The following is a 23,943-nucleotide window of genomic DNA, read 5'->3' as shown; positions in this document are numbered from 1 at the left end:
TGCTACTAGTTGCTGTATTTAATGATAGCGGATTCTTTCCCTACATTCCAACTTGGACACGAAAAAGGCCGAGCTCGCGCTCAACCTGTAGGTGAGACTTACAAGTTTTTTGTATTGAACGTGTCGCCGCCTTGGATCGTTCCATTTTGAAAACCTTTATCAAACCACCGTTTCCGCTGTTCCGACGTCCCGTGCGTGAACGAGTCCGGCGTGACGTAGCCGCGTGCTTGTTTTTGTAGCGTATCGTCACCGATTTGATGCGCCGCGTTCATCGCCTCTTCGACATCACCCGCCTCTAAATAGCCCATGCCTTGGGCGTGATGCGCCCAAACACCGGCATAGTAGTCGGCTTGAAGTTCGAACCGTACCAAGTACGTGTTGAACTCGGTCTCGCTCATCTCGTTTCGCAGCGGCATGATCTCGTCTGTCGTGCCGAGCAACGTCTGCACGTGGTGTCCGACCTCATGGGCGACGACGTACGCCATCGCGAAGTCGCCCGGCGCGTTGAAGCGCTGACTGAGTTCGTCATAAAAACTCAAATCGATATACAGTTTCTGATCGCCCGGGCAATAAAACGGTCCGACCGCAGAGCCAGCGATCCCACACGCCGACTCGACTTGTCCTGAGTAGAGGACGAGCGTCGGTTCCCGATACGTCAAGCCGTTCTCGGCAAAGATGTCAGTCCACACTTCTTCGGTGTCACGCAAGACGACCGAGACAAAGTCCGCCATCTCTTCTTCCCGCGCCGAGCCTTGATACGTCTCAGAAGACTGCGGCTCACCGATTCCAATATTGTTGACGATGTCTCCCGGGTTACCCCCGTTCAAAAGCGTGAAGACGATGACTAAAATCAGGCCAAGACCGCCTCCGATTCCTGCAATCCCTTTCCCCCCAACACTTCGCCCCCGTCGGTCTTCGACATTCCGACTCGCCTGTCTGCCTTTCCATTTCATACGATTGTTCCTCCTACTGCTAGTCTGTCTTGTTACTTACCCGGATTCATCTCGTTTCGCACCTGCTTTTTCACATTTTCCCATCGTGTTCGGTGTTTGAGTCCTAACCAAGTAGGAAACAGGTTAAGAGAACGTTTACTTTAGGGAGGAATTAAGATGGGATTAGCAAGCGACTTGAAACAATTGCGTCAGATTGAATGCAAGGACAAGTGTGTGCTATCGGTCTACCTTAATACAGGACCTAACCAACAAGGCGACTGGTCAATCCACTTGAAGAACGGTTTGAAGCGAATCGGTGAATATTTAGAGGCGTCCGGTGACGAGACGCAACTGAAGAACTTCAAAAAAGTACGTAAGCAAGTCGATCAGGAACTCGGCAAACACCGGAACGACTTGGCGAGAAGCCTAATCATTTTTGCTTCAGAAGAAAACGATTTATTTGAAACATACTACCTTCAACACGATGTCGAGACGTCGTTCCACTGGGAAACGAAGCCAGTACTTGAACCACTCGAGGCGTTACAACAAAAATTCCCGTCCACCGGTATTATTTTGACGAACCTCGACCACGTGACGGTACTCGATACCTCACTCGGGCACATCGATGCGACGTTCGAATTCGCGTTCGACCCTGAGACCGAGGAGTGGGTTCGGTTTGAAGGGACGGCTTCGGATGACCGTATGGCGTCGAGCAGCTCGCAAGTCGATAAATTCGATCGTCGACTTGCCGAAAACCTCGGTCGGTTCTACCGTGACCTCGCCCAAACTGTCGAACAGATGAAAGGTGCACACGACTGGGAATCGCTTGTCGTCATCGGAGAAGCCGAGCTTTCCAACTCGTTCCGTGACGAGTTGCGGACGAAACCAGAGCGCGTCGTGCACAAAAACTTGTCGAAATCGAGTGCGCCTCACATCATCGAAGCTGCATTCCATTGATTTTCCGCTTTCCTCTCGACTAGTGATTCTCTAAAATAGAAGAGAACTAGAAAAGGAGGAAATGATATGCCATACGTTACCGTAAAAATGCTCCCGGGCCGTACTGTTGAACAGAAACGTGCCTTGATCGAGAAAGTGACGGACGCCGTCTCAGAGACGACGAACGCACCGAAAGAGAACATCACCGTCTTCATCGAAGAGATGGACGCGACGAACTACGGTCAAGCCGGTGTCATGCACGCCGACAAAAAATAACGCCAGACACCCGCGCATCCAGTTGGACGCGCGGGTGTTTTTTCAGTCTTCTAAGTTCACTTCGAACCGCTCGCTCGGGACGGTCGGCTTGATCAAGTGCCGGGTCGCCCGCCAGACGTGATAACCAAGCCGGTCGAGCCAAAGGAGCGCTTGAACTTTGCGAATCGTCTGCTCCATTTCAAGCTGGTTCGCCGCCGTCTCCTCTAACATCTCGGCCCGATGCGCTTTCCGGTACTCGGCGAGCTGCTTCGACGCCGTCTTCCATTGTTTCGAATCCTCCGGCGGCGTGTGATGGTTGAGGGCATCGACAAGCTCGAGCTCGTGCAAGACGAGCTGACGTGCGACTAAAAAGTCGGTGTCGCGGAGGGCGTCGACGGGATCGACTTCGCGCAGGACGAACAGCCAGCGCTCCAAATGGTCGATCGTATGGAGCAGTGACAAGTGTTGTCCGTAGTCGTTGCGGCCCTGTCCTTCTTCCAATTGAATCGTGCTCAAAAATACCCGGACGTCACCGAGCGTCTTCTCGACGAGCTGCAACTCGTCCTCCCGCTTGCGCGCTTCCGTCAATAACAGTTTCGTCTCGTTTCCGAGATAGCGCTCGATTTCAATCAACGAACGTCTTGCCGCCTCGAGTGCGACCGTCGGGATCCGCGACATGTTCGGGTCGAGGAAACGGATCAGCTTTTCAGACCGACTCGGCACCCATTTGAGCAACCGCCGGCTGAACGCTTCGTGAAACGGCAGAAACGTCAGCACGCCAAGCAAGTGAAACGACGTATGGAACAATGCGAGCCGCAATAGCTCATTCCAATTCAACCAGTCGGCCACGCGATTGACGACACCAAACAAGAGCGGGAACGTCAGCCAGCCAATCAACAAAATCAAACTATGAACGAGTACGTGTCCGAGCACGATGCGCCGCGCTGATTTCCATCCTCCGAGCGAGCCGAGGGCGACGACAAGACTCGTCCCGGCACTCTGCCCGAGTACGAGGAATGCAGCCTGCGCGAGCGTCACCGTGTCGGTCGCGAGCGCCGTCATCGTCAAGACGAGACCGATGCTCGACGATTGCAAGACGACGGTCATGAACAGGCCCGTGCCGAGCAAGGCTAATTGATGAAGCAGTGTGTCGGTGTCCCAGCCCGAAAACGAGAACGTGACGACTTCCCGCATCGCTTCTTGAAGTGTGCCGATGCCGACAAAAACAAGTCCGAGACTGACGAGCAACATCCCAATCCGCTTGACCCGTCGTCCGATCAAGCGGAGCGCCATCCCGACGCCGATGAGCGGCAGTAAGAGCTCTCGAATGTCGACGTTGTAGCCGAGGAGCGCTACGATCCATCCCGTCGTCGCACTACCGGCGTTCGCCCCGATGACGAGCGTGAGCGCCTGCGTGAACGTCAACAACCCTGCGCTGACGAAACTGATCGTCATGAGCGTCGTCACGGTCGAGGACTGAAACAACGCCGTCATCGTCGCACCGAGAAACGCCCCTGCCACCGGTCCTTCCGCCATGCGGTTCAATCGCTCTCGCAGTCTTTCCCCAGCCAAGCTTTTCAACGTATCGGTCAACAGCATCATCCCTAACAAAAAGATGCCGATTCCGCCGATGAGCGTCCCGATCCCCATGGTGTCACATCCTTTTCAAGCGATTCAATCGCCGCGTAACGTTGACAACATCCATGATTTTTCTGAAGCATGGTCTTTCAAGTTCAACAGCACGTCCTCAGGGTAATAAATTTTCTCGTCCGACTGTCGCGAATTCAAAATCGATTGGACGAGCATCGACACCTCTGAAATCTCGCGACGGTCGCCGTCGTTCATCTGCAGGTAAATCCCTTCGTACGTGCCGTGCCCTTTATATAAATCATATGGCAGCTGGCTGAGCTGGTCCTCGAGCAAATAATAGCGCGTCGGCAACCCGATCGCTTCCATCGTCGACCGTAACCGGTCCATATAGCGGACGCGGTTCGCTTCTGGGAAGTTTTTATACTTTAACAGGCGACGATTGACGAAACGGCTCGCCAGGTCGGCCAAAATCGGGTCTGCCTCGTCCATCCATTCTTGGAAATAGAAGTAGACGATCGTCTCGTCGAGCTTCAAATAGTGTTCGAGCGTCATCTCGTCATGGTTGAAGATCGGCAAGAAATGCTTCGGTGTCATCTCAAACACATAACCCGATTCATGCAGTTCTTGGGCCCGCTCGAGCACGGCTTTTAATAGTAAGTCACTCGAACGCGTCGCCGGATGCAGATAGACTTGCCAATACATTTGATAGCGCCGCATGATATAGTCTTCGATCGTATGCATCCCCGACTGTTTGACGACGATTTGATCTTCGTCCGGCCGCAACACGCGCAGCATCCGCTCGAGGTCGAACTTCCCGTAACTGACGCCGGCGAAATGGGCGTCGCGAAGTAAATAGTCCATCCGGTCGACGTCGAGCTGTGAGCTGAGCATGTTGACGATCAGCCGGTTCGGGTGCGTCTTGTTGATGATGGCCGCGACTTCTTCCGGGAACCCGACGCCCATCTCGGAGAGGACTTTATTCACTTCTGTGTCCCCTAAGATGATCCGTTCCGTCCAGACTTCATGGCGGACCGAGAAGACGTGCTCGAACGCGTGCGAGAACGGGCCGTGCCCGACGTCGTGCAACAGTGCCGCCGCGAGCAACAGCTCCCGGTCGCGGTCGTCCCATTCCGGATAGTCGCGGAACTGGTCGATCAACTGCCGGGCAATCTCATAGACGCCGAGCGAGTGGTGGAATCGGGTGTGTTCAGCCCCGTGGAACGTCAAAAACGACGTCCCGAGCTGCTTGATCCGACGTAACCGTTGAAACTCTTTCGTGTTGATCAACTCCCAAATGAGATGATCGTAGACGTATATATAGCGATGGACCGGGTCTTTAAACACTTTTGACCCAGATAGCTGGCCTCGTGATGTGTACATGTTGGTGCCCCCTGCGTTTTATGTATTGTACTGATTCGACTTCTTCCGAGTCGTTCCCTCCATGCTATAATGAGGAAGACATTATTTTTTGAAAAGGAATTGTGCATATGATCCATCCACTTTTACGGCAACCGACCTACCGCCTGATCGACCAATCATCGCTCGGTGCGGCGTTTCAAGCCGAGCAATCATTCGCGACGGACGATACGCTGTGCGCGTCGACGAAACACCAAGGCGCCGTCTTTCGGGCCTGGGTCCATCTGAACACAGTCGTGCTCGGGATTCAAGACGCGCGGCTGCCTCATCTGCGCGACGGGATTCGACTGTTGCACGAACATGGCTATCGTCCCGTCATCCGTAACTCGGGAGGACTTGCGGTCGTCCTCGACGAAGATGTATTGAACCTATCTCTTATTCTACCCGAGAATGACGGCATTCAAATCGATAGCGGCTATGAGGCGATGACGTCGCTCATTCAACATATGTTCAAAGACGTGACGGACAAAATCGTGCCTGGAGAAATCGTCGGTTCGTACTGCCCGGGTAGCTTCGATCTATCGATTGACGGTAAAAAGTTCGCCGGCATCTCGCAGCGACGCGTCCGTGGCGGTGTCGCCGTCCAAATTTATTTGAGCGTCCGCAAGAGCGGAAGCGCTCGTGCTGAACTCATCCGTGACTTTTACGACCGTGCCATCCAAGGCGAAGCGACAAGATTCACGTACCCGGCCATCGTCCCGGAGACGATGGCGTCGCTCGAAGACTTGCTTCACATCCCGCTCACCGTCGAGGATGTGCTCCGCCGCGCCTATGACGTGCTCGGGGAGACGAGCCGACTCGTCCCGGCAACGCTCGACGCGGACGAACAAGCGACGCTCGTCGTTCAGCTCGACCGCATGTGGCAACGAAACGAACCGATCCGCGACATCGAACACCAACTACTAGAGGAGTGATCCAACCATGTTCAAAATCATAACCGATACCGGTGCTGATTTGACGCAAGACCAGATCGTCGAATACGGCCTCGAGATGTTACCGCTCGGGGTCATCATCGACAACGAAGAGTTTTTAGACGGAGAGACGATTCAGCCGAAAGAAGTATATGACGCGATGCGTGTCGGCAAGACGCCGAAGACGTTCCAAATCGAGGCGGCCCGGATTGAACACTGTTTCCGCCAACATCTCGAGTCTGAGATCCCGTTCCTTTACCTCGCCTTCTCGGGCGAACTGTCCGGTACATATCAAACGGCCGTCATGGTCGGGAACTTGCTTAAAGAAGAATACCCGAACAGCACGTTCCATATTCTCGACACGCGGACCGCGTCGGTCGGTCAAGGGTTGTTCGTCCGAACGGTCGCCGAATACGGCCAAGATCACTCGTACGAGGAGACGTCCGCCTACGCCGAGTCGCTCGTCGGGAAGATCCGCCACTTGTTCACCGTCGAATCGCTCGAGTACTTGATGCGCGGTGGCCGCGTCTCGAGAGCGAGCGCGTTCATCGGGGACTTGTTGACGATTTTACCGCTGCTCACTGTCCGAGATGGTAAGCTCGTCCCGATCGAGAAGATTCGCGGTCATAAAAAAATGATGCGCCGCATCGTCGAGTGGATGACCGAGTCGAAACCGCTCATCGAAGGACATCACATCTTTATCGGTCACGGGGACGACCCGGCCAAAGCCGATCAACTGGAAGCACTACTGCTTGAACAGATGAATCCGGCCAGCGTGACGAAGACGATCGTCGGTTCGGCAATTGGCGCGCACACAGGTCCTGGACTCCTTGTCGTCAGTTACTTCGAGGCGTAAACTAAAACTAAAAATAGCGAGCACCCTCAAGGGCGCTCGCTATTTTCATTTATTCCAGTTTTTGAAGCCGCCACCGAATTCGAAGTGGAGTTCGTCACCGAACATACCGTTCTCAAACGTCGGGACGTCGACCGGGAGCTTGCCTCCTGGTTTGACTTCACCGAAGATGGCGCGGATGCCAGCCGGAAGGTTTGGTCCAGCCGACTTGGCGTTACCTGCTTCAGAGTCCGGTCCGTTCGGGTCACCTTTAAAGCCATAGATGAGCAGCTGGGCCGGCGCATCCGGTTGGACGGCCACATCGTACGGGTTACGAAGGCTGAGCAACACCGATTTCTTGCCCGTCTCGTTGGCATAGCGGAACACTTCTGCCGGTACGTAGTTATCGGCCGAGATCGATTTCAGCTTGGCGCTGTTGTTGACGTTCGAGCCGACGATGATGTAGTCGGCCGCCTCGACTTTTTGTTTTAAATCTGGGTTTTGGTCAAGGTGCGGTGTCGACGCCGTATAGTTCGCCGTGATGACGTTCACTTGCTTCATGTTGCCCGCGTTCTTTTTAAGCGATTTGATTGTCTTGACCATGCTGTCGGTCTGATCTTTTGCTGGCGAGATGACGAGCACCGTCTCCCCTTTTTTCGGTTTGAACGGAAGTGTCTTGTCGTCGTTCTTCACGAGTGTGACGGCCGCTTCGGCAATCTCACGTTCTGTCGCTTTATGCTCGGCACTACCGACGACCGCATTTGCTTCCGCGAGTTTCGCCTCGAGCGTCGTCGTATCCATTGACTCGCTCCAGATGCCGCGTTCCGCTTTCAGCTTCAAGATCCGCTCGACCGCTTCATCGATCTTCGCTTCTGGCAAACGGCCGCTCTCGACAGCCGCCATGACGTCTTCAAAGATCGTCTCAAGTTTCACGACGTCCGCGTTCGACCGTAAAATCGTCGGCATGAGGGCGATATCGACACCCGCCTCAAACGTCTTGATGACCGCCTCGGCTTCTGTGAAGTTGTCCGTGATCGCCTTCATGTTGAGGGCGTCCGTGATGACGATGCCGTCATAGCCCATCTCGTCACGCAAGACGCCGGTGATGACGTCGTCAGAGAGCGTCGCCGGGAGCGGGAACGTGCCGCGCGGCGAGTTGACGACCTCGTCCTCGATTTGTGGCATCCCGATATGGGCCGTCATGATCATATCGATACCTTCCGTGATAGCCCGCTTGAACGGCAACAGCTCGAGCCCGCGCAAGTCTTCGAGTGACTTATCGACGATCGGCAAGCCGTAGTGCGAGTCGACGGCCGTGTCGCCGTGTCCCGGGAAATGTTTCGCCGTCGCGGCAACGCCTTGGTCTTGAATCCCTTGCGTCATCGCCGAGCCGAGTTCACCGACGAGTTCCGGATCACTCGAGAACGAGCGGACCCCGATGACCGGGTTCGCCGGGTTGTTGTTGACGTCTAAGACCGGACCGAAGTTGACGTTCACCCCGAGCGCATTCAACTCTGACCCGATGATGTTCCCCGCATCATACGCGTATTGGCTGCTCCGCGTCGCCCCAAGCGCCATGTTCCCCGGCAAGTTCGTGCCGGTTCCGAGCCGAGTCACGATCCCGCCTTCTTGGTCGATCGTGATGAAGAGCGGAATGTCGTTGCTGTCGTCTTGCTTGACGACTTCTTGCAGGTCGTGGACGAGTTTCGTCGTCTGTTCGGTCTCGGTCACGTTTTCCGCGAACAAGATGACGCCTCCAAGGTCGAACCGGTCGATGACCCGTGCCACATCTGGCGCGAGTGCCGTATGGTTCGCCCCGTTCCAAAGTCGGAAGTCTGGCATGATCATCTGTCCGAGTTTCTGTTCAAGCGTCATCGCCTCGAGTTGCGCGTTCACCCGTGCTTCAATCGATTGTGTCGGCGTCTCCTCTGCCACGACCGCGTTTGCCATCGGGACGGACGAGACGAGTAACGCTGTCGTCAATCCGAGTGTTGCTGTCCAGTTCAGTACTTTGTTCATGTTTTCACTCCTTTTTGAAAGTTCCCCCGACCACAAACGAAAAGGCATGGAGGAATAAGCGTTGCCTCACCAACGCTCGTTCACCCCATGCCTGATCGAATCAGTTACATATGGTCATTATTCAGGTGGTCAACGTCAGTATAGCAATTCAAAAAATGGGAAACAATGACTTTGATGAAAGCGTAACCATTTTGAAACATTTGACCTGTCTTGGAACACGTTCCACCTGTATTGGCAAAGCCAATAATTTGAGTGGTTCGATTTTCATTTGTTTTTTGGTAAACTCATTTCGTTAGGGGTTGACATGATAAAGGGGGAATCCGAAGTGGCAAGAGGGGAACTGAAACGAAAACCAGAGTGGCTGAAAATCAAATTGAATACGAACGAGACGTATACCGGCCTTAAAAAGATGATGCGGGAGAAGAATTTGAACACAGTGTGCGAGGAGGCGAAATGCCCGAACATCCATGAGTGTTGGGCCGTCCGCCGCACGGCGACGTTCATGATTCTCGGAAGCATCTGTACACGGGCGTGCCGCTTCTGCGCGGTCACGACCGGGAAACCGAACGAACTCGACTGGGAAGAGCCGAAACGCGTCGCCGAGTCGGTTCGGCTCATGAACTTGAAACACGTCGTCATCACCGCCGTCGCCCGCGACGACTTGAACGATTACGGGGCGACCGTGTTCGCCGAGACGGTCCGCGCCATACGCGCGATGAACCCGGAAACGTCGATCGAAGTATTGCCGTCCGACATGATGGGCAACTTCTCGGCACTCCAGACGTTGATTGACGCGGGGCCGGACATCATGAACCATAACTTGGAGACGGTGCGCCGCTTGACGCCGCGAGTCCGGGCCAAAGCGACGTACGACCGCACCCTTGAATTCCTAAAACGTTCCAAAGAATTGAATCCGGACATCCCGACGAAGTCGTCGATCATGCTCGGTCTTGGCGAGACAAGAGAAGAATTGATTCAAGCGATGGACGACCTCCGGGCCCATGACGTCGATATTTTGACGCTCGGTCAATATTTACAGCCGACAAAGAAACACCTCGACGTCGAGCGCTACTACCACCCGGACGAGTTTGCCGAGTTGAAAGAAATCGCCTTGTCAAAAGGCTTCTCACATTGCGAGGCCGGTCCGCTCGTCCGCTCGTCATATCACGCCGACGAACAAGTCCATAAGGCACGTCGCCATACGATGTTGCCAATCGATTGAGAGAAAGAAGAGACACGATGACTGATACAACATGGCACATTTTAACGACACAATCACTCGCCCCGGCTGAAAACATGGCGATCGATGAAGCGGTCTCAGGCTGGGTCGCCCGCGGCGAGCTGAAGCCGACGCTCCGCTTCTATTCATGGGCCCCACACGCAATTAGCGTCGGGCGTTTCCAACGGGCGACGCGTGACCTTGACCGTGAGGCACTCGCAGCGAACGGCATCCCCGTCGTCCGCCGCTTGACCGGGGGCCGGGCCGTCTTACACGCCGACGAATTGACGTACAGCGTCATCTTGCCCGAAACGACGCCGACACTCCCGACGAACGTCATCGAGAGCTATCGCCTGTTGACCGAAGGCGTCCGGCGCGGCTACCAAGCGCTCGGTGTCCCGGCCGAATTCTCGGTACCGTTGACCGAAAAAGACCGCGAAGTATTGCGGAAACCGAAGTCGGCCGTCTGTTTCGACGCCGCTTCTTACTACGAACTCGCCGTCGACGGCCGTAAAGTGGCGGGTAGTGCTCAAGTCCGGCACCAAGGAGCGGTCTTGCAGCACGGGTCGATCCCACTATCGATCGACGATGATGTCCTGTTCGACTGCTTCAATATGGAAGCAGACGAGAAAGTATACGCGAAAGCACGGTTCAGCAGCAAAGCGGTCGCCTTGAACGAGACGCTCGGCCGCTTCGTGACGTTCGACGAAGTCGCCATGGCGTTCGAGGACGGGTTCCGCGACGCGTTTCAACTGACGTTCGAGCCGCTCGTGTTCACGTCAGAACAGCAAGATGAGATTGCTCGCTTAGTTGAAAAGTATGAGAGTGACGACTGGGTCTGGAAACGCTGAGATGCATGAACCGAAAAATGTCCTGCTGAAGCGCTTCAGCGGGACATTTTTTATAAAGTCGTCTTCGGGTCGCACAACAGATGCTTAATGTCGCGGAATGTGACGAACGTCATATTTTTCGCATCGTACAATTTGTAACGAAGCGATTTTAAACTAGAGAACAATCCGATCGTCGTCGCTTTTTGTAGCGGCGGCGTCGCCGTATGCGCTTTTTCGAGGTTATAGTTCGGCACGCGCGGGCTCAAGTGGTGGACGTGGTGGAAGCCGATATTGCCTGTCACCCACTGCAACACTTTCGGCAACTCATAATACGAACTGCCTTCGATCGCCGCTTTGACGTAATCCCATTCGCTCTCATCTTCAAAATACGAGTCTTCGAACGTATGTTGGACATAAAACAGCCAAATCCCGAGGACACCGGCCGTGAACATCGTCGTCCCTTGAATGATCAAGAACGCCTGCCAGCCGACCAAATAAATCATCAGACTGTACAGTACGACGAGCGAGAGGTTGATGACATGCGTGTTCATCCGCTCTTTTTTCCGAGCGTCCTTGCGGTTAAACCGGCTCGTGACGAGAATCAAGAACAACGGTCCGATACCGAACATGACGAGCGGGTTGCGATAGAGGCGGTACTGAAGACGCGTCCATTTCGAGGCCTCGACATATTCCTCGATCGTCATGACCCAAATGTCACCGACACCGCGCTTATCGAGGTTACCGCTCGACGCGTGGTGGATCGAATGCTCCCGCTTCCACTTCTCGTACGGGAACAGCGTCAACACACCCATGATCGTGCCGACGACGGCGTTCGCTTTCTTGTTTTTGAAGAACGAACCGTGCGTACAATCATGGAAGATGATAAACATGCGGACGACGAACCCGGCTGCGATGATCGCGAGCGGGATCGTGAGCCACACCGACACTTCGAGCGCTTGGTACGCAAGGAACCAGGCGACGAGGAACGGCAGGATCGTGTTGATCATCTGCCGGACACTGACTTTGACGTCTGCCTTTTCAAAGGGCGAGACGTGTTTACGTAGCTGGGCAATCTTTTCTTTACTCATATGTGAGCCTCCTTGAATTCGACAGCGTTCACGACGCTTCTAAATTGATGATATGAAATGAAACCGACAACCGACGTGCGTGAAGGTGAATTCATAGTATCCATATGATTATTTTCCCCACCTAAACTAATACCAGGTAATTATACCATGTATTACACCAGAAAAGTATACGCTTGTGAACTACTCACCACTTATTTGAAGCGCAACCTGAAGTCGGCGCTGCTTGGGAAGACCGCGCTCTTGTTAGCAACGGTTATGGACCAAGCTCGCCCCATCCGGCGTCCTGAATCAACTTCAGCGTCTCCACGGTAATGACTTGGTTCTCGTCAACGATGCGTCTCGTCAGCTTGTGGAAGACGTCGTGGTGTTCGTTGTTCCCCTCCATGGCGGTCGGTGTCGTGATCATCATCCTTTATCATCCGATACCCGCACAAGGGGCCGACGAACCTGAAGAAATGGCGAACTTTCGTTTGTTACCCTTGCCCCGCGGGATGTGGAATACGAAGCTCGTGCAACGTCTGCTACAAACGTGAAATAGAGGGACATCATCCGATATGGATGGTGTCCCTCTGTTCGAAGTCATTATTGTTGGGTGTAAATCGACACCGAACCCCCGTTGACGAAGAACTGACCCCAGCCGTCGCTATTAATCGTGACGAGACGGGTGTTGTTGTTCGTCATATCTTTCCACACTTCACCGGCGTTCTGCTTGCCGACGTACATCCATTTCGAGCCGCCCGGTCCGTCAGACAGAATCGTCGCGAGACCCGACTTGGCACGGTCACTCACGCCTTCACGTGTCCAACCGATGACGTCTTGATGGTTGAGATAGTCGTGCTGTGTCCCGTAGGCGAAGTCTTTACGTGCTTTCATGATCGGTCGGAGCGACGCCGACATGTTCGGGATCTCCCGGTTCGTCGTCCCTTTCGTCCCGTAGTAGTCTCCGTAGAAGAGTGTCGGATAACCTTGGCTGCGCGTCATGATCGTCGCGTAGGCGAGCGGTTTGAACCAGTTGGCGACCGTCGACTCGAGCGACTGCCCAGGTTGTGAGTCATGGTTGTCAACGATCGTCACGGCGAGCGTCGGATGCTGCTCCGTGACGGTGCCTTTCAAGATGTTGCGCATGTCATAGAAGCCGCCGCCGTTGCCGGCCGCCTGGAAGTTATAGTGCAGCGGCACATCGAACACCGAATGCGTGTAACCGGTCTTCGCGAGGTAGTCGTTGATGGCGCCGAGGTCGTTCTTCCAATACTCGGCGACGGTGAACATCTGTTTGCCGGTCGTCTGCCGGACGCTCGTCACCCATTCACGCAAGTACGCGTGACTAATATGTTTGACCGCGTCCAAGCGGAACCCGTCGAGCCCGAGCGAGTCGGCGTACCATTTGCCCCAGTTCTTCATCTCTTGACGGACTTCCGGATGCTCGAAGTCGACGTCGGCATACATGAGATAGTCGTAGTTGCCGTTTTCGTTCGAGACGTCCGTGTCCCACGCCTTGCCCGTACTCTTGAACTTGTAGATCCGGCTCAAGCTGCGTGACTGATCCCAGTCGGTCCCGTCAAAGTGATACCAGCGCCACTTGAACGGCGAGTATGTATTGTTGCGGCCCGCGAAGTTGAAGCCGGTCCAGGCCGAGATGCCGTATTCCCCTGACGTCTCTTGGTTCCGGTTCGACGGGTTGACCTCGATCGCTTGGACGGACTCGGTGTAGTCGGCGCCGCCCTTATGGTTCATGACGACATCGCCGTAGACACCGATACCTTTACCACGCAAGTTCGAGATCGCCGATTGGAGCTGCGCTTTCGTACCGTACTTCGTCCGGACGGTCCCTTTCTGGTTGAACTCACCGAGGTCATACAAGTCGTACGCCCCGTAACCGACATCGTTTTGCGACGTCCCTTTATACGCCGGCGGGATCCACACCGTCGTCACACCGATATCTTTCAGGTTCTGCGAGTCGTTCGATAACCGATTCCAATGCAGGCCGTCGTTCGGGACGTACCATTCAAAATACTGCATCATCGTGCCGTTTTGCGGCGTCGCTGCTTGCGCGACCGGTTGCCCAGCAAGCAGCGCAATCGCCGTGACGCCAGCGATGACCGCAAACCCTTGTCGTCTCTTCATCATGCGTTTTCCTCCTATCGAATTAAATGCAAGCGTTTTCATTATTTATCATGAACGATTCCGTTTTAGTTTAACAGAGGATTTCCGAAAAACAGTTCTCTGCACCTAACTATTTTTTTCTTGAATAGTTCAGTCGTCCAAAACAAAAACGGATGGCTTGTGCCATCCGCCTAGTCATCCTTTGCGATCGAGCCGTTTTCGCTTCACGAGATAGCCTAAATACGGGAGACCTGTGAAGACAAGTCCGATCGTGACGAGCAACTGGACCATGATCAATCCCGTCTCGACGAGTCCCGACCAATCCAGTTCAAGCAATATAAACAGCCCGACCCATATGATGAGCAGTACCAACGCTACTTTCCCCATCTGCCCTTCGACTTGAGCGTATTTCTCGTGTGTCGTCTCACGATCCGAGTAAATCGGGCGCGCGTCCGGACTACCTTTGAACACGTGAATCTCGTCCCCGCTCGATGTGACGTGTTCCCAGCCGCTCGCGCGGAACAGCTCGAAATAATCCTCGTCCGGTCGTTTACGATAATCGAGACTATACTGGACGTCCGCCGGTTCCCCTTCGACGAGCGTATAGCCGAGCGGTGCGAACTTCTCTAAATGCCAGCCCTGCGCGGCCATTCGTCCCAACTTCTCCATCTCACGCTCTTCAGCGAACGCGAGGCCCCAACTCGCCATATATTTTCGGTTCATCTGTGGCCCTCCCCTTCCAAAATGAAACGTGCGTCGTCGACCATCGCTTGGCGCCGTTTCACGTCTTCGTGTAACAATGCGCGCCCGATGTCCGTGATGATGTAACTCTTCTTCTTGCCGTCCCCGTCGAGCGGTTCGATCAGCGACGCGTTCACGAGTTTTTTGATGATCGTGTACATCGACGCCGGACCGATCTGCATCCGCCCGTTCGTCAACTCTTCGACGAACTGCATGATCAAATACCCGTGTCTTGGCTCGGTCAGCGCGAGCAAGATGTAAAATGTGCTGTCGGTCAACTCCCCGAGCCCGATCGTATCGTTCCGTGGCATCGTCTCGCCTCCTATATCATTCATCGATATACTTCTTACTCCTAATATATATCGTTGAATGATATATGTCAATGAATGATATAAAAAAAGCCGCAGACAGGTCGTCTGCGACTCGTTTAACTCGTGACATAATCGAGATCGTGCAAAATGTAGGCGAGGAAGAAAATCATACTCGGATTCTCATAGCGCGACTGGACTTTTCGGAGTTGTTCCCGGTACGTGACTTCGTACTCGGCCCCGTTCATCTTCCGCTCCATGTTCATCTTGATCAACGCGTCGAGCTTGTCCATCATATCGACGAGCGACCCTTCGTACGTCGCATCTTTCGAATCGGCCATATAGCGCCGGAACGCTGGTTGCATGTATTTTGGGAGGAGTGACAATAACGCCTCGCTCTCGGCCCGTTCATACGCCTCGAACGCAGCACCGGTCTCGGCCGTCGAGTGCTTCACCGGACCGAGCACGTCCCCGGTCACGCCTTCGACGAGGTCGTGACAGAGCAAGCGCGCCGTCAGTTCGGCGACGTCGACCTCGACCCCGTACTTCTCACGCTCGAGCAAGCCGCTGAACAGACCGAGCGCCGCCGCCCGGAAACCGTGGATGGCGTCGTTGTCGTCAATCGTGTTGAAACGGCCTTTCCAGCGCCGGACGCTATCCATCCGCATGACGTTCTCGATGAACGTTGCGACGTCCGTCTCTGTTTCGACTTGCTCATAGAGCCAGCGGACTGACTCGAGCGGATGGTTGCGGAGCATCGCTTTCATCTCTTTGAGCTTCTCGACGAAGTGTGGCGATCCGTGTGCGACTTCACGCCGCACGAACAGCATCGCATCGAACGAATCGATTCCGTCGACAATCCGTCCTTCGAACGAATCGTCCTCCGCCTCGACGAGAAAACGATAAAAGTGCGGCCGGAGCGACTGTGACAACAAGTCGACCAACCCGAGGCTCGCCGTCCGCTCCATCCGTTCGATATGTTCTTTGAGCGTCGGCTCTTTTTTCGTCCGGTGCATGATCGGGCCGGTCTGCACCTCGTTCATATCATGGAACAACGCCTTGCCGAGCACATCGAGCAACTTGACGTCACGCCCTTGATTCTCTTCATAATAGGCCGCGATCAAACTGAACACGGCGACGCGGAAACTATGGCTCGCGGCGTTGTCGTGATAGTGCGGCGCGTATTCATCCCACCGCTGCACGTTTTGCATACGTGTCATCTTGCGGATAAACGTTCCGTTATGCATCAAATTCCTCCTTGCTTTAAACGTTCCCACGCATCGTCATGACAGACGATGTAGAGCGTGTCGTTCGGCTCAAGCGTTGTGTCGAGCGCCGTCGCGAAATCGAGACGGTCGTTGACGGCAATCAAGGTGACGCCCTGGCGCAACAAGTTTTCGACAGCGTCCCGGACCGTCGCCCACTCGGGTCTCGGCGCGAGCGCTTGAATGTTACCACCGGACTGCTTGCTGAGCAGTTGCCGGAAAATCGATGTCGTGCCCGGCTGTAACGTCGCTTTCGCCATGAGGAGCGACACCGAATCGTTCGCCAATATAAAGTCGTCGATGCGCACGTGTTTGAACTTTGAGATGTTCCGCTCTTCGCATACTTCGACGACCGTATGTAGGTCAACATTTCGTTCCGACGACAGCGCCTCGACGGCTGACGCGATCAATAGCGATTTCCCGTCGGCGAGTAACGTCTCGCTGATCTGCGCATCCGCGAAGATGGCGACCCGGCGCGCTTTCAAAATGTTCGCCTGCAGGAGCACTGCCTCATCGGACGGGTCACCGTGGACAAAATGGACGTTGTCATGATCGTACGGTTCTTCTTTCAATTGGTCGATCAACACGATCTCCGCCTTCGGCTCATAGCTGAGCACCTCGTCGATCGCTTTCTTCGTCTTCGGCGACCAACCGATATAGACGTAATGCCCTTCTCCTCGATACACTAGCTTTCCCTCCCGTTTTAAACGTTGAAACGTCGCACCGACCTCAACGAGTTTTCCGATCAAAGCCCCGATAATCCCGATCCCGAACAGGAACAGGAAAATGCCGAGCCAACGCCCGGCAACCGTTGACGGGAAGAAATCACCGTAACCGACCGTCGTCAGCGTCGTCATCGTCCACCAGAACGAATCGAACATCGACGGGAACGTCTCCGGCTCGAGCCAGTAACCGAGGACGGTACCGGTCAAAATAATGACGAGTGATGCCAACACGACGTTCAGAAACGATAATTTCGATAACCCGCGCCACACTCGAAAAAAGATATGCACTGAAATCACTCCCTTTCTCCTATATACTAGAGACAACTCAATTGATTTACGAAACCCGTTTGTGTTCGGTTCCGTATAGAAAGAAAAAAGAAAGGACTGACCTATGGACTCCATCGTTTTAGAATACCGACTCTATAAAAATGAGATCTCGTTCGAGCCACTTTACCATTATACATCGCTCGGGCTTGATGAAGTACTTGCTAGACGCGAATGCGAATTTTTCGTCAAAGACGGCATGACGTACAAACAACGCTCGTCCGCGCTCGAAGGCGATCAATATTTCTTGATTTACGTCGACCGATACACGGAAGGACCTGTGGATAAGAAAGCAACTGACGACATCAAAGTCGAGATTCGTACGCTCGACGACCGGTTCGACAACCCGCTGCTCGAAGCGTACTTCGTCGACCGCCACCTTGACGCGCTCGCCATGCTCGGCAGCGAGTATTTATACGTCGCCGGAAACGAATATGCGCGCGACTCGGCCGAGACGGACGAGGACCGTGGCGTCTACGTCATCTATGTCACCCCGACTGGCTATACACTGGAGGAAACAACATGAAAACAAGCAAGAAGATTTTAAGCGGTCTCTCGGCCGCCGTCTTGACAGCGTCACTCGCGGCGTGCGGTACGGACGAAACGCAACAAGCGACGTTACCGGAAGAGCCAACCGGCTATGAGTGTGACGACTGGGAATGGGACGATGAAACGGAATCATATTACTGCGACGACAGACGGTCCCCGCACTTCGGGAGCTTCTTCTTACTCGGCAGTCTGTTCAATTCAAAGAGTTCGCTAAAAAACTCGTCCGCTTATAAAAACTACCGCTCGAACGGTGGCGCGAGCAGCATCACGCCGAACCGATCGAACTCAGGGTCAAACTCAGGACTCGGCAGCGGCTCAAAAGGCGGCTTCGGGGGATGAATCGGCACGACTTGTTCGGCCAAATCCCTTACTTTTGGCCCGACTTGAACGACGAAGAATATGCACTCTACGATTGCCTCGTCTACACGCAAGACGAGGTCGACCGCATCCGGGAAGCGACGCGCGCCGTCGATGCCATCTTCCGGAAAGCCAATCGATTGTTGCGGACGCTCCCAGACGAGACGCTCCGTCTGCTCGGTTATCCGGAGGCGAGCTTGCCGTTCTTGCGTGACAAAGCGCTCCCGCAAGAGACGATCATCGGCCGTTATGACTGGATCGTCAAAGACGGTGTTATCAAACTGATGGAGTTCAACGCCGACACGCCGACGTTCATCAAAGAACTGTTCGATGTGAACCGGTATGTTACGACCGCGTTCGGACTCAACGACCCGAACGCGAACGCGACAGCCGAGCTGAAGACCGAACTCCGTAAAGCCGTCATCGCGGCGTGGCAACGATTAAATCGCGACGGGACACCAAAAATCGTCTTCACGTCACACGACGACAACATCGAGGACAAATGGACGACCCGCTTCCTCCAAGAGACGCTCGACTTGCCGTCAGAATTCGTCCCGCTCGACCGGTTGCTCGTCGACGTGGACGGCGTCTATACCCCGTCGGGCGAACGGGTCGACGTCTTGTACCGCCAGACGTATCCGATCGAGCACTTGGTCGACGACCGGACGCCGAACGGCGACTTGATCGGCATCCGGCTGCTCGAGTTGAACCAAGCGAAGCACGTGTCGCTCCTCAACCCGTTGTCCGCGTTTCTCATGCAGTCCAAAGGCGTCCAAGCGCTCATTTGGGAACTGTATGAGACGGATACATATTTTGACGAAGCGGAGCGCCAGGTCATCCGGACTCACTTGTTACCGACTTATCTCGAGGCGGACCCATTTTTAGGCCAGAGCGCTTACGTGCAAAAACCGGCCTTCGGACGTGAAGGCGACTCGGTCATTTTGTATGCCGAAGACGGCGTCCCGTTCCATAAAGAAGTGCTGCAGACATATGCCGAAGAGACCGCGGTATATCAACAATTCAACGAGCTGCCGACACGAACGACGAACACGGTCAACGGTCCGCTTGCGACGCACTACATGATCGGCTGCTTTTGTCTGAACGGCCACCCGTCGGCGCTCGGCGCCCGGGCCGGAAGCATGATCACGAACAACCAGTCCTACTACCTAGCCATCGGCACACCAACTCACGAAGGAGATTAACACATGACATTTATCACGCTCGATTCAATCTTGAGCTTCCTGGCTCACCTCGGTACCGGGTTCGGACTTATTTTAGCAGGACTCGTCGTGTTCGCCCTGACGACAAAATATTCGGAACGAAAACTCATCAAAGCTGGCAACGTCGCCGTCGCCCTCAAACTTTGGGGCAAAGCGCTCGGCCTCGCCATCGTCATCTACACAGTTTGGGCGAACAGCGTCAACCTGCTCGACGCCTTCATCTGGGGACTCGTCGGGATCCTCGCCCAAGTGCTCGCTTTTTGGACGTTTGAGTACGTGCTCACGCCTGGCGTAAACTTGGAGAAAGAAGTCGAAAACGGCAACCTCGCCGTCGGTGTCAGCCTGTTCTCGGCCTCGCTCGTCGTCGGCATCATCGTCGCCGCGAGTTTGACGTACTAAACAAACAGCCCATGCGCTCAGGTAGCGACATGGGCTGTTTCATATAGAAAGGAAGAATTGGATGTTCAAACGAAAACTAATTTGGTCTTTAGTGATTTGCATCGCGATTGTCGTCATTTTTTCAGGAATCGGTAGTTATTTTTATGAGAGACACCAATTGAAACGTTACCTGGCAGACAATGATTTTCACGCATACGAATATCACAAAACAGATGACGCGACACTTGCCCTCTTCACAAATAAAGATGGGACCATGCTCGGCCTCGCTGAAATGAGTGTGGACGGCTACGGTTACGGAACTATAGAGACCCTCGACGTGGATCCGTTTGACTATATCTATTCGAGTGACGAGTCCAATCACTATTTAGGCATCCGCCTTAACAAACAACCTCAGAACGTTGCCTATCTCCGTATCATCGGAGATCGTATACAAGAACAACACATCCTCAATCGTACCGAAGATAGTGACTATGCTGACACACACATCATCGAGTTGCGAAACCGTCCAACATCCGACTGGATCCTTCAAACGTTAGATCAAAATGAGCAAGTACTTGACTCCATCGACTTATGAAAAACTGAACAAGGAGGGGCAAGATGTCAAAACGTGGATTCGCGTTATTCCTTACAGGTATGATCATCATCATCGCCATTTCAGTTGCGGCCGGTGTCCAATATTATAACGGGGAACAACGAAAGCAAGCCTCTGAACGGGCGCAGCAAGAACTGAACGAAAAGTTAACGGTTCAAGGCTGGTACGCTTATGAGTACCATAAACTAGAGGGGTCCACCGTTGTGCTCTTCACGAACTCAGACGAGACGATTCTCGGTCTCGGTATCATGAATTCAGATGGAGGCTTCAGCGCGTCGACATGGGACACGATTGAAGAAAAACCGTTCGATTCGATTCACTTTGGCAATACGACTGATGAATACATCGGTATTCGCTTCAACGAAAAACCGGAAGATGTGGCTTACGTGCGACTAAGCGGTTCGGATTGGAGCGAGACATACACCGTGAACGACCCTCGAGACGAAGGATACGTCATGTCTTACTTGATCACGCTCGATGAATCACAACGGGGTAGATTCGAGACACTTGAGACGCTTGACGGCGACAGAAATGTGATGCACGCGGAAGAATTATAAAACCGCAAACCGATGACCGGTTCGCGGTGATGTGACGACTGTTTTCGCAATCGTCTTTTCTTATGCTTTGGCGAGCACGGCCGATGGACCGAAGAACTCGTAACGTGCTTGTGGAATCGTTTGGACGACCGTCTCCATCATCGCGGTCGGGCCACACGTATAGACGTCATGACCGTCGACATCGAGTGCTGTAAGCTGCGTCGCGCTCATGCAGCCAGACACCTCGTCGATGTGTGTGATGAGCTGAAGTCCCTCGTTCACGAGTTCGTCGAGCTCTTCACCGAGCGGACGGAGGTTCGTGCTGCGGACGGCGTGCAACAGTGTGACCGAGCGACCTTGACGGAGCGCTGTCTTCGCCATATTGAACAGCGGTGTGATACCGATCCCGCCAGCGACGAGCGTGAGCGGACGGTCCGTGTCTTCCATCGTGAACTCGCCTGCTGGCGCGCTCATCGGAATCTCTGTGCCGACTGTTTGCTCGTGAAGCCAGTTCGAGACGAGCCCTTCCGCTTTCGGCGCAATCCAGTAGCCGTCTTCTGTCGTCTCGACGACGCTGTATTGACGGTGATGTAAAATATCTTCACTCTCGATGCGGGCTTGGACTGAGATGTACTGGCCCGGAATAGCCACACCGACGACACCGTCGTTCGCGACAAGACGGAACCGTTTCACTTCCGGCGTGTCTTCGATGACTTCAGCGACCGTGAACGGCTTGAAGCCGATCCATGGTGCATCGGCGTACATTTGTTTCTCGAGCGAGATAAAGACGTCGGCGATGACACCGTACGCTTTTGCCCAAGCTTCGATGATCTCAGGCGTCGCCGCTTCACCGAGAACGTCTTGAATTGCGCCGAGCAAGTTAGCGCCGACGATCGGATAATGTTCCGGGCGGATGTTCAAGCTTTGATGTTTATGAAGCGCCGGTTGGATCGCCGGTAAGATCGCTTCGAGACGGTCGATATGGACGGCGGCCGCGTAGACGGCGTTGGCGAGCGCTTCTGGCTGGCGGCCGCGTTGTTGGTTCGTATGGTTGAAGAACTGACGAACTTCTGGATTGTTTGCGAACATGCGCTTATAGAAATGACTCGTGATGGCGACACCGTGGTCTTTCAAGACCGGTGCCGTCGCTTTGACAATTTCAATCGTTTGTTGATCTAACATAAATATTTCCCCCTTTTTGAAAGTACACATACATTATGTGAGTTTCGTCACGGTAAAAGCAATATATAAAATACTTGTTTAAAACGAAGTTCAACTTTTAGCCTTGATTCCGCCACGCTTTTTTCACATCTCCGGACATCGCGCTTTCAAGAAATGTCTTGTACAATGGACAAATAAGAGGTGAACGATCATGCGGCTCACGCAAACGTGCGACTACGCACTCCGAACATTAATGTACAGCGCCACGTTCTCCCATCGTCTCGTGACGATCCAAGAAGTGGCTGACCAATATCAAATCTCAAAGAACCACGTCATGAAAGTCGTCTATGAGCTCGGGAAACACGGCTATCTTGAATCGGTACGAGGTCGCGGCGGCGGTTTCCGGCTCGCCCGCCCAATGGAAGACATCAACGTCGGTGACGTCGTCCGGACGATGGAGCCGCTCGAGCTCGTCGAATGCTTCGGCGAAGGCCGCTGTGTCATCGCACCGGCGTGTGACCTTCGGAGCGTCTTGAACGAGGCGATGCTCGCTTTCCTGCACGTGCTCGACCGTTACACGATCGCCGACCTGATGGCGAACCGAACGAATGAACTGGCCATGCTTTTAGGCATAAAAAACCCGACGGACTAAAAACTAGTCTGTCGGGTTTCGTTGTTAAATCGGCTTCAGTTTTCTCTCAATCTCTGCTCGGCGTGGCTCTAAGAAAGGCGGCAACGCCAGGCGTTCCCCGAGCGTTTCGACGGGCTCATCGGTCGCAAACCCCGGTCCATCGGTCGCGAGCTCGACCAAGATGCCGCTCGGCTCGCGGAAGTAAATCGATTTGAAATAGTAGCGGTCAACCAGTCCGGAATGACTAATGCCGAACGCATCGAGTCGCTCGACCCAACGCCCCATCTCGGCATCGTCCTCGACGCGAATCGCGACGTGATGGACGCTGCCCCGTCCCGGCCGTTCCGACGGTAGGTCGGGACGCCCGACGAGATGAATCTCCGTCCCCACACCTCCGTCACCCGTCTCGAAGACACGCACCACTTGACCGTCCCGTTCGATTTCGGTCGAAAAGCGATAGCCGAGCAGGTCCGTCAACACCCGCTCCGTCTTCTCCGGTCGCCGAACCGTCCATTCGCTAAATCCGAGACCGAAGACGGCAGCGTCAGCAGAGCCGTTGCCCCTCTTCATCCTCGAAGTAGAGCGTCGGCCGTCCGAGCACGGCCGTCACTTCGTCATGCAGCACACCGAACGCAGCAAACCGCTCAAGCCAGTACGGCAACGCCCCTGCCGGCACGCGGAGCGCCGTCCGCGAGATGCTGCTGCTTCCTCGATACGTCTGCCCGAGAAACGGCAGCTCAAAAAATGTCAAATCCGTCCCCGCCGCGCCCGTCTCGTCCGCATAAAATAAATGATACATCGACGGATCATCTTGGTTGACCGTCTTTTTAACGAGCCGCATCCCGAGAACTTCCGTGTAGAATCGTAAGTTTTTCTTGGCATCCCCCGTCATCGCCGAGACATGATGCTGTCCTAAAATCGCCTTCATCAACCTCCCCCCTTCCACATTTGGTTCTATTGTACCACCCGCAAATAAGTAAAGTCAGCTTTACATTAAGTAAAGT

The 23,943-nt window shown here is 54.2% G+C and carries 25 protein-coding genes and 1 pseudogene; 13 read left to right on the top strand and 13 right to left on the bottom strand.

The window, feature by feature from the left end:
- Window positions 1–98: 98 nt before the first annotated feature.
- Window positions 99–953 (bottom strand): KPN_02809 family neutral zinc metallopeptidase, encoded by an 855-nt coding sequence (gene ypfJ, locus KNP77_RS04455; protein WP_131468481.1) that lies wholly within the window; start codon window positions 951–953, stop codon window positions 99–101.
- 156 nt (window positions 954–1,109) lie between these two features.
- On the opposite strand from ypfJ, the gene KNP77_RS04450 reads away from it, so the two are divergent.
- A complete protein-coding gene (locus KNP77_RS04450) occupies window positions 1,110–1,889 on the top strand; it encodes a VLRF1 family aeRF1-type release factor (protein ID WP_214888850.1) in 780 nt (259 codons plus the stop codon).
- A gap of 66 nt (window positions 1,890–1,955) precedes the next feature.
- Window positions 1,956–2,144 carry a 2-hydroxymuconate tautomerase gene (locus tag KNP77_RS04445; protein WP_070328254.1) on the top strand — a complete coding sequence of 63 codons (189 nt, stop codon included), beginning with the start codon at window positions 1,956–1,958 and terminating at the stop codon, window positions 2,142–2,144.
- A 42-nt stretch (window positions 2,145–2,186) separates the two neighbouring features.
- On the opposite strand, the gene KNP77_RS04440 is transcribed toward KNP77_RS04445, so the two are convergent.
- Together KNP77_RS04440 and KNP77_RS04435 are read right to left on the bottom strand one after the other, a co-directional pair.
- Window positions 2,187–3,773: a Na/Pi cotransporter family protein gene (locus tag KNP77_RS04440; RefSeq protein WP_214888847.1), complete on the bottom strand. Its 1,587-nt coding sequence runs from the start codon at window positions 3,771–3,773 to the stop codon at window positions 2,187–2,189.
- A gap of 24 nt (window positions 3,774–3,797) precedes the next feature.
- Entirely contained in the window at window positions 3,798–5,093 is a 1,296-nt protein-coding gene (locus KNP77_RS04435) for an HD domain-containing protein (protein WP_131439271.1), read from the bottom strand.
- A 107-nt stretch (window positions 5,094–5,200) separates the two neighbouring features.
- On the opposite strand from KNP77_RS04435, the gene KNP77_RS04430 reads away from it, so the two are divergent.
- Both KNP77_RS04430 and KNP77_RS04425 read left to right on the top strand, forming a co-directional pair.
- On the top strand, window positions 5,201–6,043 hold the full coding sequence (locus KNP77_RS04430) for a lipoate--protein ligase family protein (protein WP_131464669.1): 843 nt from the start codon (window positions 5,201–5,203) through the stop codon (window positions 6,041–6,043).
- Between the two features lie 7 nt (window positions 6,044–6,050).
- A complete protein-coding gene (locus KNP77_RS04425) occupies window positions 6,051–6,896 on the top strand; it encodes a DegV family protein (protein ID WP_214888845.1) in 846 nt (281 codons plus the stop codon).
- A 45-nt stretch (window positions 6,897–6,941) separates the two neighbouring features.
- Here KNP77_RS04425 and KNP77_RS04420 read toward each other — a convergent pair whose 3' ends face one another.
- Window positions 6,942–8,891 (bottom strand): glycoside hydrolase family 3 protein, encoded by a 1,950-nt coding sequence (locus KNP77_RS04420; protein WP_214888842.1) that lies wholly within the window; start codon window positions 8,889–8,891, stop codon window positions 6,942–6,944.
- Between the two features lie 304 nt (window positions 8,892–9,195).
- On the opposite strand from KNP77_RS04420, the gene lipA reads away from it, so the two are divergent.
- Window positions 9,196–10,113 carry a lipoyl synthase gene (gene lipA / locus KNP77_RS04415; protein WP_131464673.1) on the top strand — a complete coding sequence of 306 codons (918 nt, stop codon included), beginning with the start codon at window positions 9,196–9,198 and terminating at the stop codon, window positions 10,111–10,113.
- 17 nt (window positions 10,114–10,130) lie between these two features.
- Window positions 10,131–10,961: a lipoate--protein ligase family protein gene (locus KNP77_RS04410; RefSeq protein WP_214888839.1), complete on the top strand. Its 831-nt coding sequence runs from the start codon at window positions 10,131–10,133 to the stop codon at window positions 10,959–10,961.
- A 50-nt stretch (window positions 10,962–11,011) separates the two neighbouring features.
- Here KNP77_RS04410 and desA read toward each other — a convergent pair whose 3' ends face one another.
- From desA to KNP77_RS04375, 7 genes are all read right to left on the bottom strand, one after another.
- Complete coding sequence (desA, locus tag KNP77_RS04405) at window positions 11,012–12,028, bottom strand: Delta(5) desaturase DesA (protein ID WP_214888836.1); 1,017 nt, start codon at window positions 12,026–12,028, stop codon at window positions 11,012–11,014.
- A gap of 253 nt (window positions 12,029–12,281) precedes the next feature.
- Window positions 12,282–12,437, bottom strand: coding sequence for a hypothetical protein (locus KNP77_RS04400; RefSeq protein ID WP_214888833.1), 156 nt, complete (start codon window positions 12,435–12,437; stop codon window positions 12,282–12,284).
- A gap of 173 nt (window positions 12,438–12,610) precedes the next feature.
- Window positions 12,611–14,152 (bottom strand): alpha-amylase, encoded by a 1,542-nt coding sequence (amyS, locus tag KNP77_RS04395; protein ID WP_483297949.1) that lies wholly within the window; start codon window positions 14,150–14,152, stop codon window positions 12,611–12,613.
- A gap of 174 nt (window positions 14,153–14,326) precedes the next feature.
- A complete protein-coding gene (locus KNP77_RS04390; protein ID WP_214888827.1) occupies window positions 14,327–14,854 on the bottom strand; it encodes a DUF2812 domain-containing protein in 528 nt (175 codons plus the stop codon).
- On the bottom strand, window positions 14,851–15,183 hold the full coding sequence (locus tag KNP77_RS04385) for a PadR family transcriptional regulator (RefSeq protein ID WP_070328265.1): 333 nt from the start codon (window positions 15,181–15,183) through the stop codon (window positions 14,851–14,853). Before KNP77_RS04385 ends, KNP77_RS04390 begins: the two co-directional genes overlap by 4 nt.
- A 116-nt stretch (window positions 15,184–15,299) precedes the next feature.
- Window positions 15,300–16,427, bottom strand: coding sequence for a YfbR-like 5'-deoxynucleotidase (locus KNP77_RS04380; protein ID WP_214888823.1), 1,128 nt, complete (start codon window positions 16,425–16,427; stop codon window positions 15,300–15,302).
- On the bottom strand, window positions 16,427–17,440 hold the full coding sequence (locus KNP77_RS04375; protein ID WP_131507996.1) for a potassium channel family protein: 1,014 nt from the start codon (window positions 17,438–17,440) through the stop codon (window positions 16,427–16,429). The genes KNP77_RS04380 and KNP77_RS04375 overlap by 1 nt, the downstream gene beginning before the upstream one ends.
- Window positions 17,441–17,561: 121 nt before the next feature.
- On the opposite strand from KNP77_RS04375, the gene KNP77_RS04370 reads away from it, so the two are divergent.
- The 6 genes from KNP77_RS04370 (at window position 17,562) to KNP77_RS04345 (ending at window position 21,168) form a co-directional block, all read left to right on the top strand.
- Window positions 17,562–18,020, top strand: coding sequence for a hypothetical protein (locus KNP77_RS04370; protein WP_016508356.1), 459 nt, complete (start codon window positions 17,562–17,564; stop codon window positions 18,018–18,020).
- Window positions 18,017–18,382, top strand: a complete 366-nt coding sequence (locus tag KNP77_RS04365; protein ID WP_070328267.1) for a hypothetical protein — start codon at window positions 18,017–18,019, stop codon at window positions 18,380–18,382. Before KNP77_RS04370 ends, KNP77_RS04365 begins: the two co-directional genes overlap by 4 nt.
- Window positions 18,379–19,602, top strand: a complete 1,224-nt coding sequence (locus KNP77_RS04360) for a glutathionylspermidine synthase family protein (protein WP_131490265.1) — start codon at window positions 18,379–18,381, stop codon at window positions 19,600–19,602. The genes KNP77_RS04365 and KNP77_RS04360 overlap by 4 nt, the downstream gene beginning before the upstream one ends.
- Before the next feature lie 3 nt (window positions 19,603–19,605).
- Window positions 19,606–20,019 (top strand): DUF350 domain-containing protein, encoded by a 414-nt coding sequence (locus KNP77_RS04355; protein ID WP_016508299.1) that lies wholly within the window; start codon window positions 19,606–19,608, stop codon window positions 20,017–20,019.
- 61 nt (window positions 20,020–20,080) lie between these two features.
- Window positions 20,081–20,593, top strand: a complete 513-nt coding sequence (locus KNP77_RS04350) for a hypothetical protein (protein ID WP_214888820.1) — start codon at window positions 20,081–20,083, stop codon at window positions 20,591–20,593.
- Between the two features lie 23 nt (window positions 20,594–20,616).
- On the top strand, window positions 20,617–21,168 hold the full coding sequence (locus KNP77_RS04345; protein ID WP_214888818.1) for a hypothetical protein: 552 nt from the start codon (window positions 20,617–20,619) through the stop codon (window positions 21,166–21,168).
- 60 nt (window positions 21,169–21,228) lie between these two features.
- Here the strand turns inward: KNP77_RS04345 and KNP77_RS04340 are convergent, their stop codons facing one another.
- The gene (locus KNP77_RS04340; RefSeq protein ID WP_214888815.1) at window positions 21,229–22,329 is read right to left on the bottom strand and encodes a globin domain-containing protein; all 1,101 of its coding nucleotides are present in this window, start codon (window positions 22,327–22,329) and stop codon (window positions 21,229–21,231) included.
- Between the two features lie 190 nt (window positions 22,330–22,519).
- Between KNP77_RS04340 and KNP77_RS04335 the strand changes: the two genes are divergently transcribed.
- Window positions 22,520–22,960, top strand: a complete 441-nt coding sequence (locus KNP77_RS04335; protein ID WP_070328272.1) for an RrF2 family transcriptional regulator — start codon at window positions 22,520–22,522, stop codon at window positions 22,958–22,960.
- Window positions 22,961–22,984: 24 nt separating this feature from the next.
- On the opposite strand, the pseudogene KNP77_RS04330 reads toward KNP77_RS04335, so the two are convergent.
- Window positions 22,985–23,867, bottom strand: a pseudogene (locus KNP77_RS04330) (ring-cleaving dioxygenase).
- Window positions 23,868–23,943: the final 76 nt, after the last annotated feature.

It is taken from the genome of Exiguobacterium sp. s142, from assembly GCF_018618455.1.
Classification (GTDB): Bacteria; Bacillota; Bacilli; order Exiguobacteriales; family Exiguobacteriaceae; genus Exiguobacterium; species Exiguobacterium aurantiacum_A.
The sequence above is the reverse complement of the archived record's forward strand: the minus strand, read 5'-3'. Positions and strand labels throughout refer to the sequence as shown.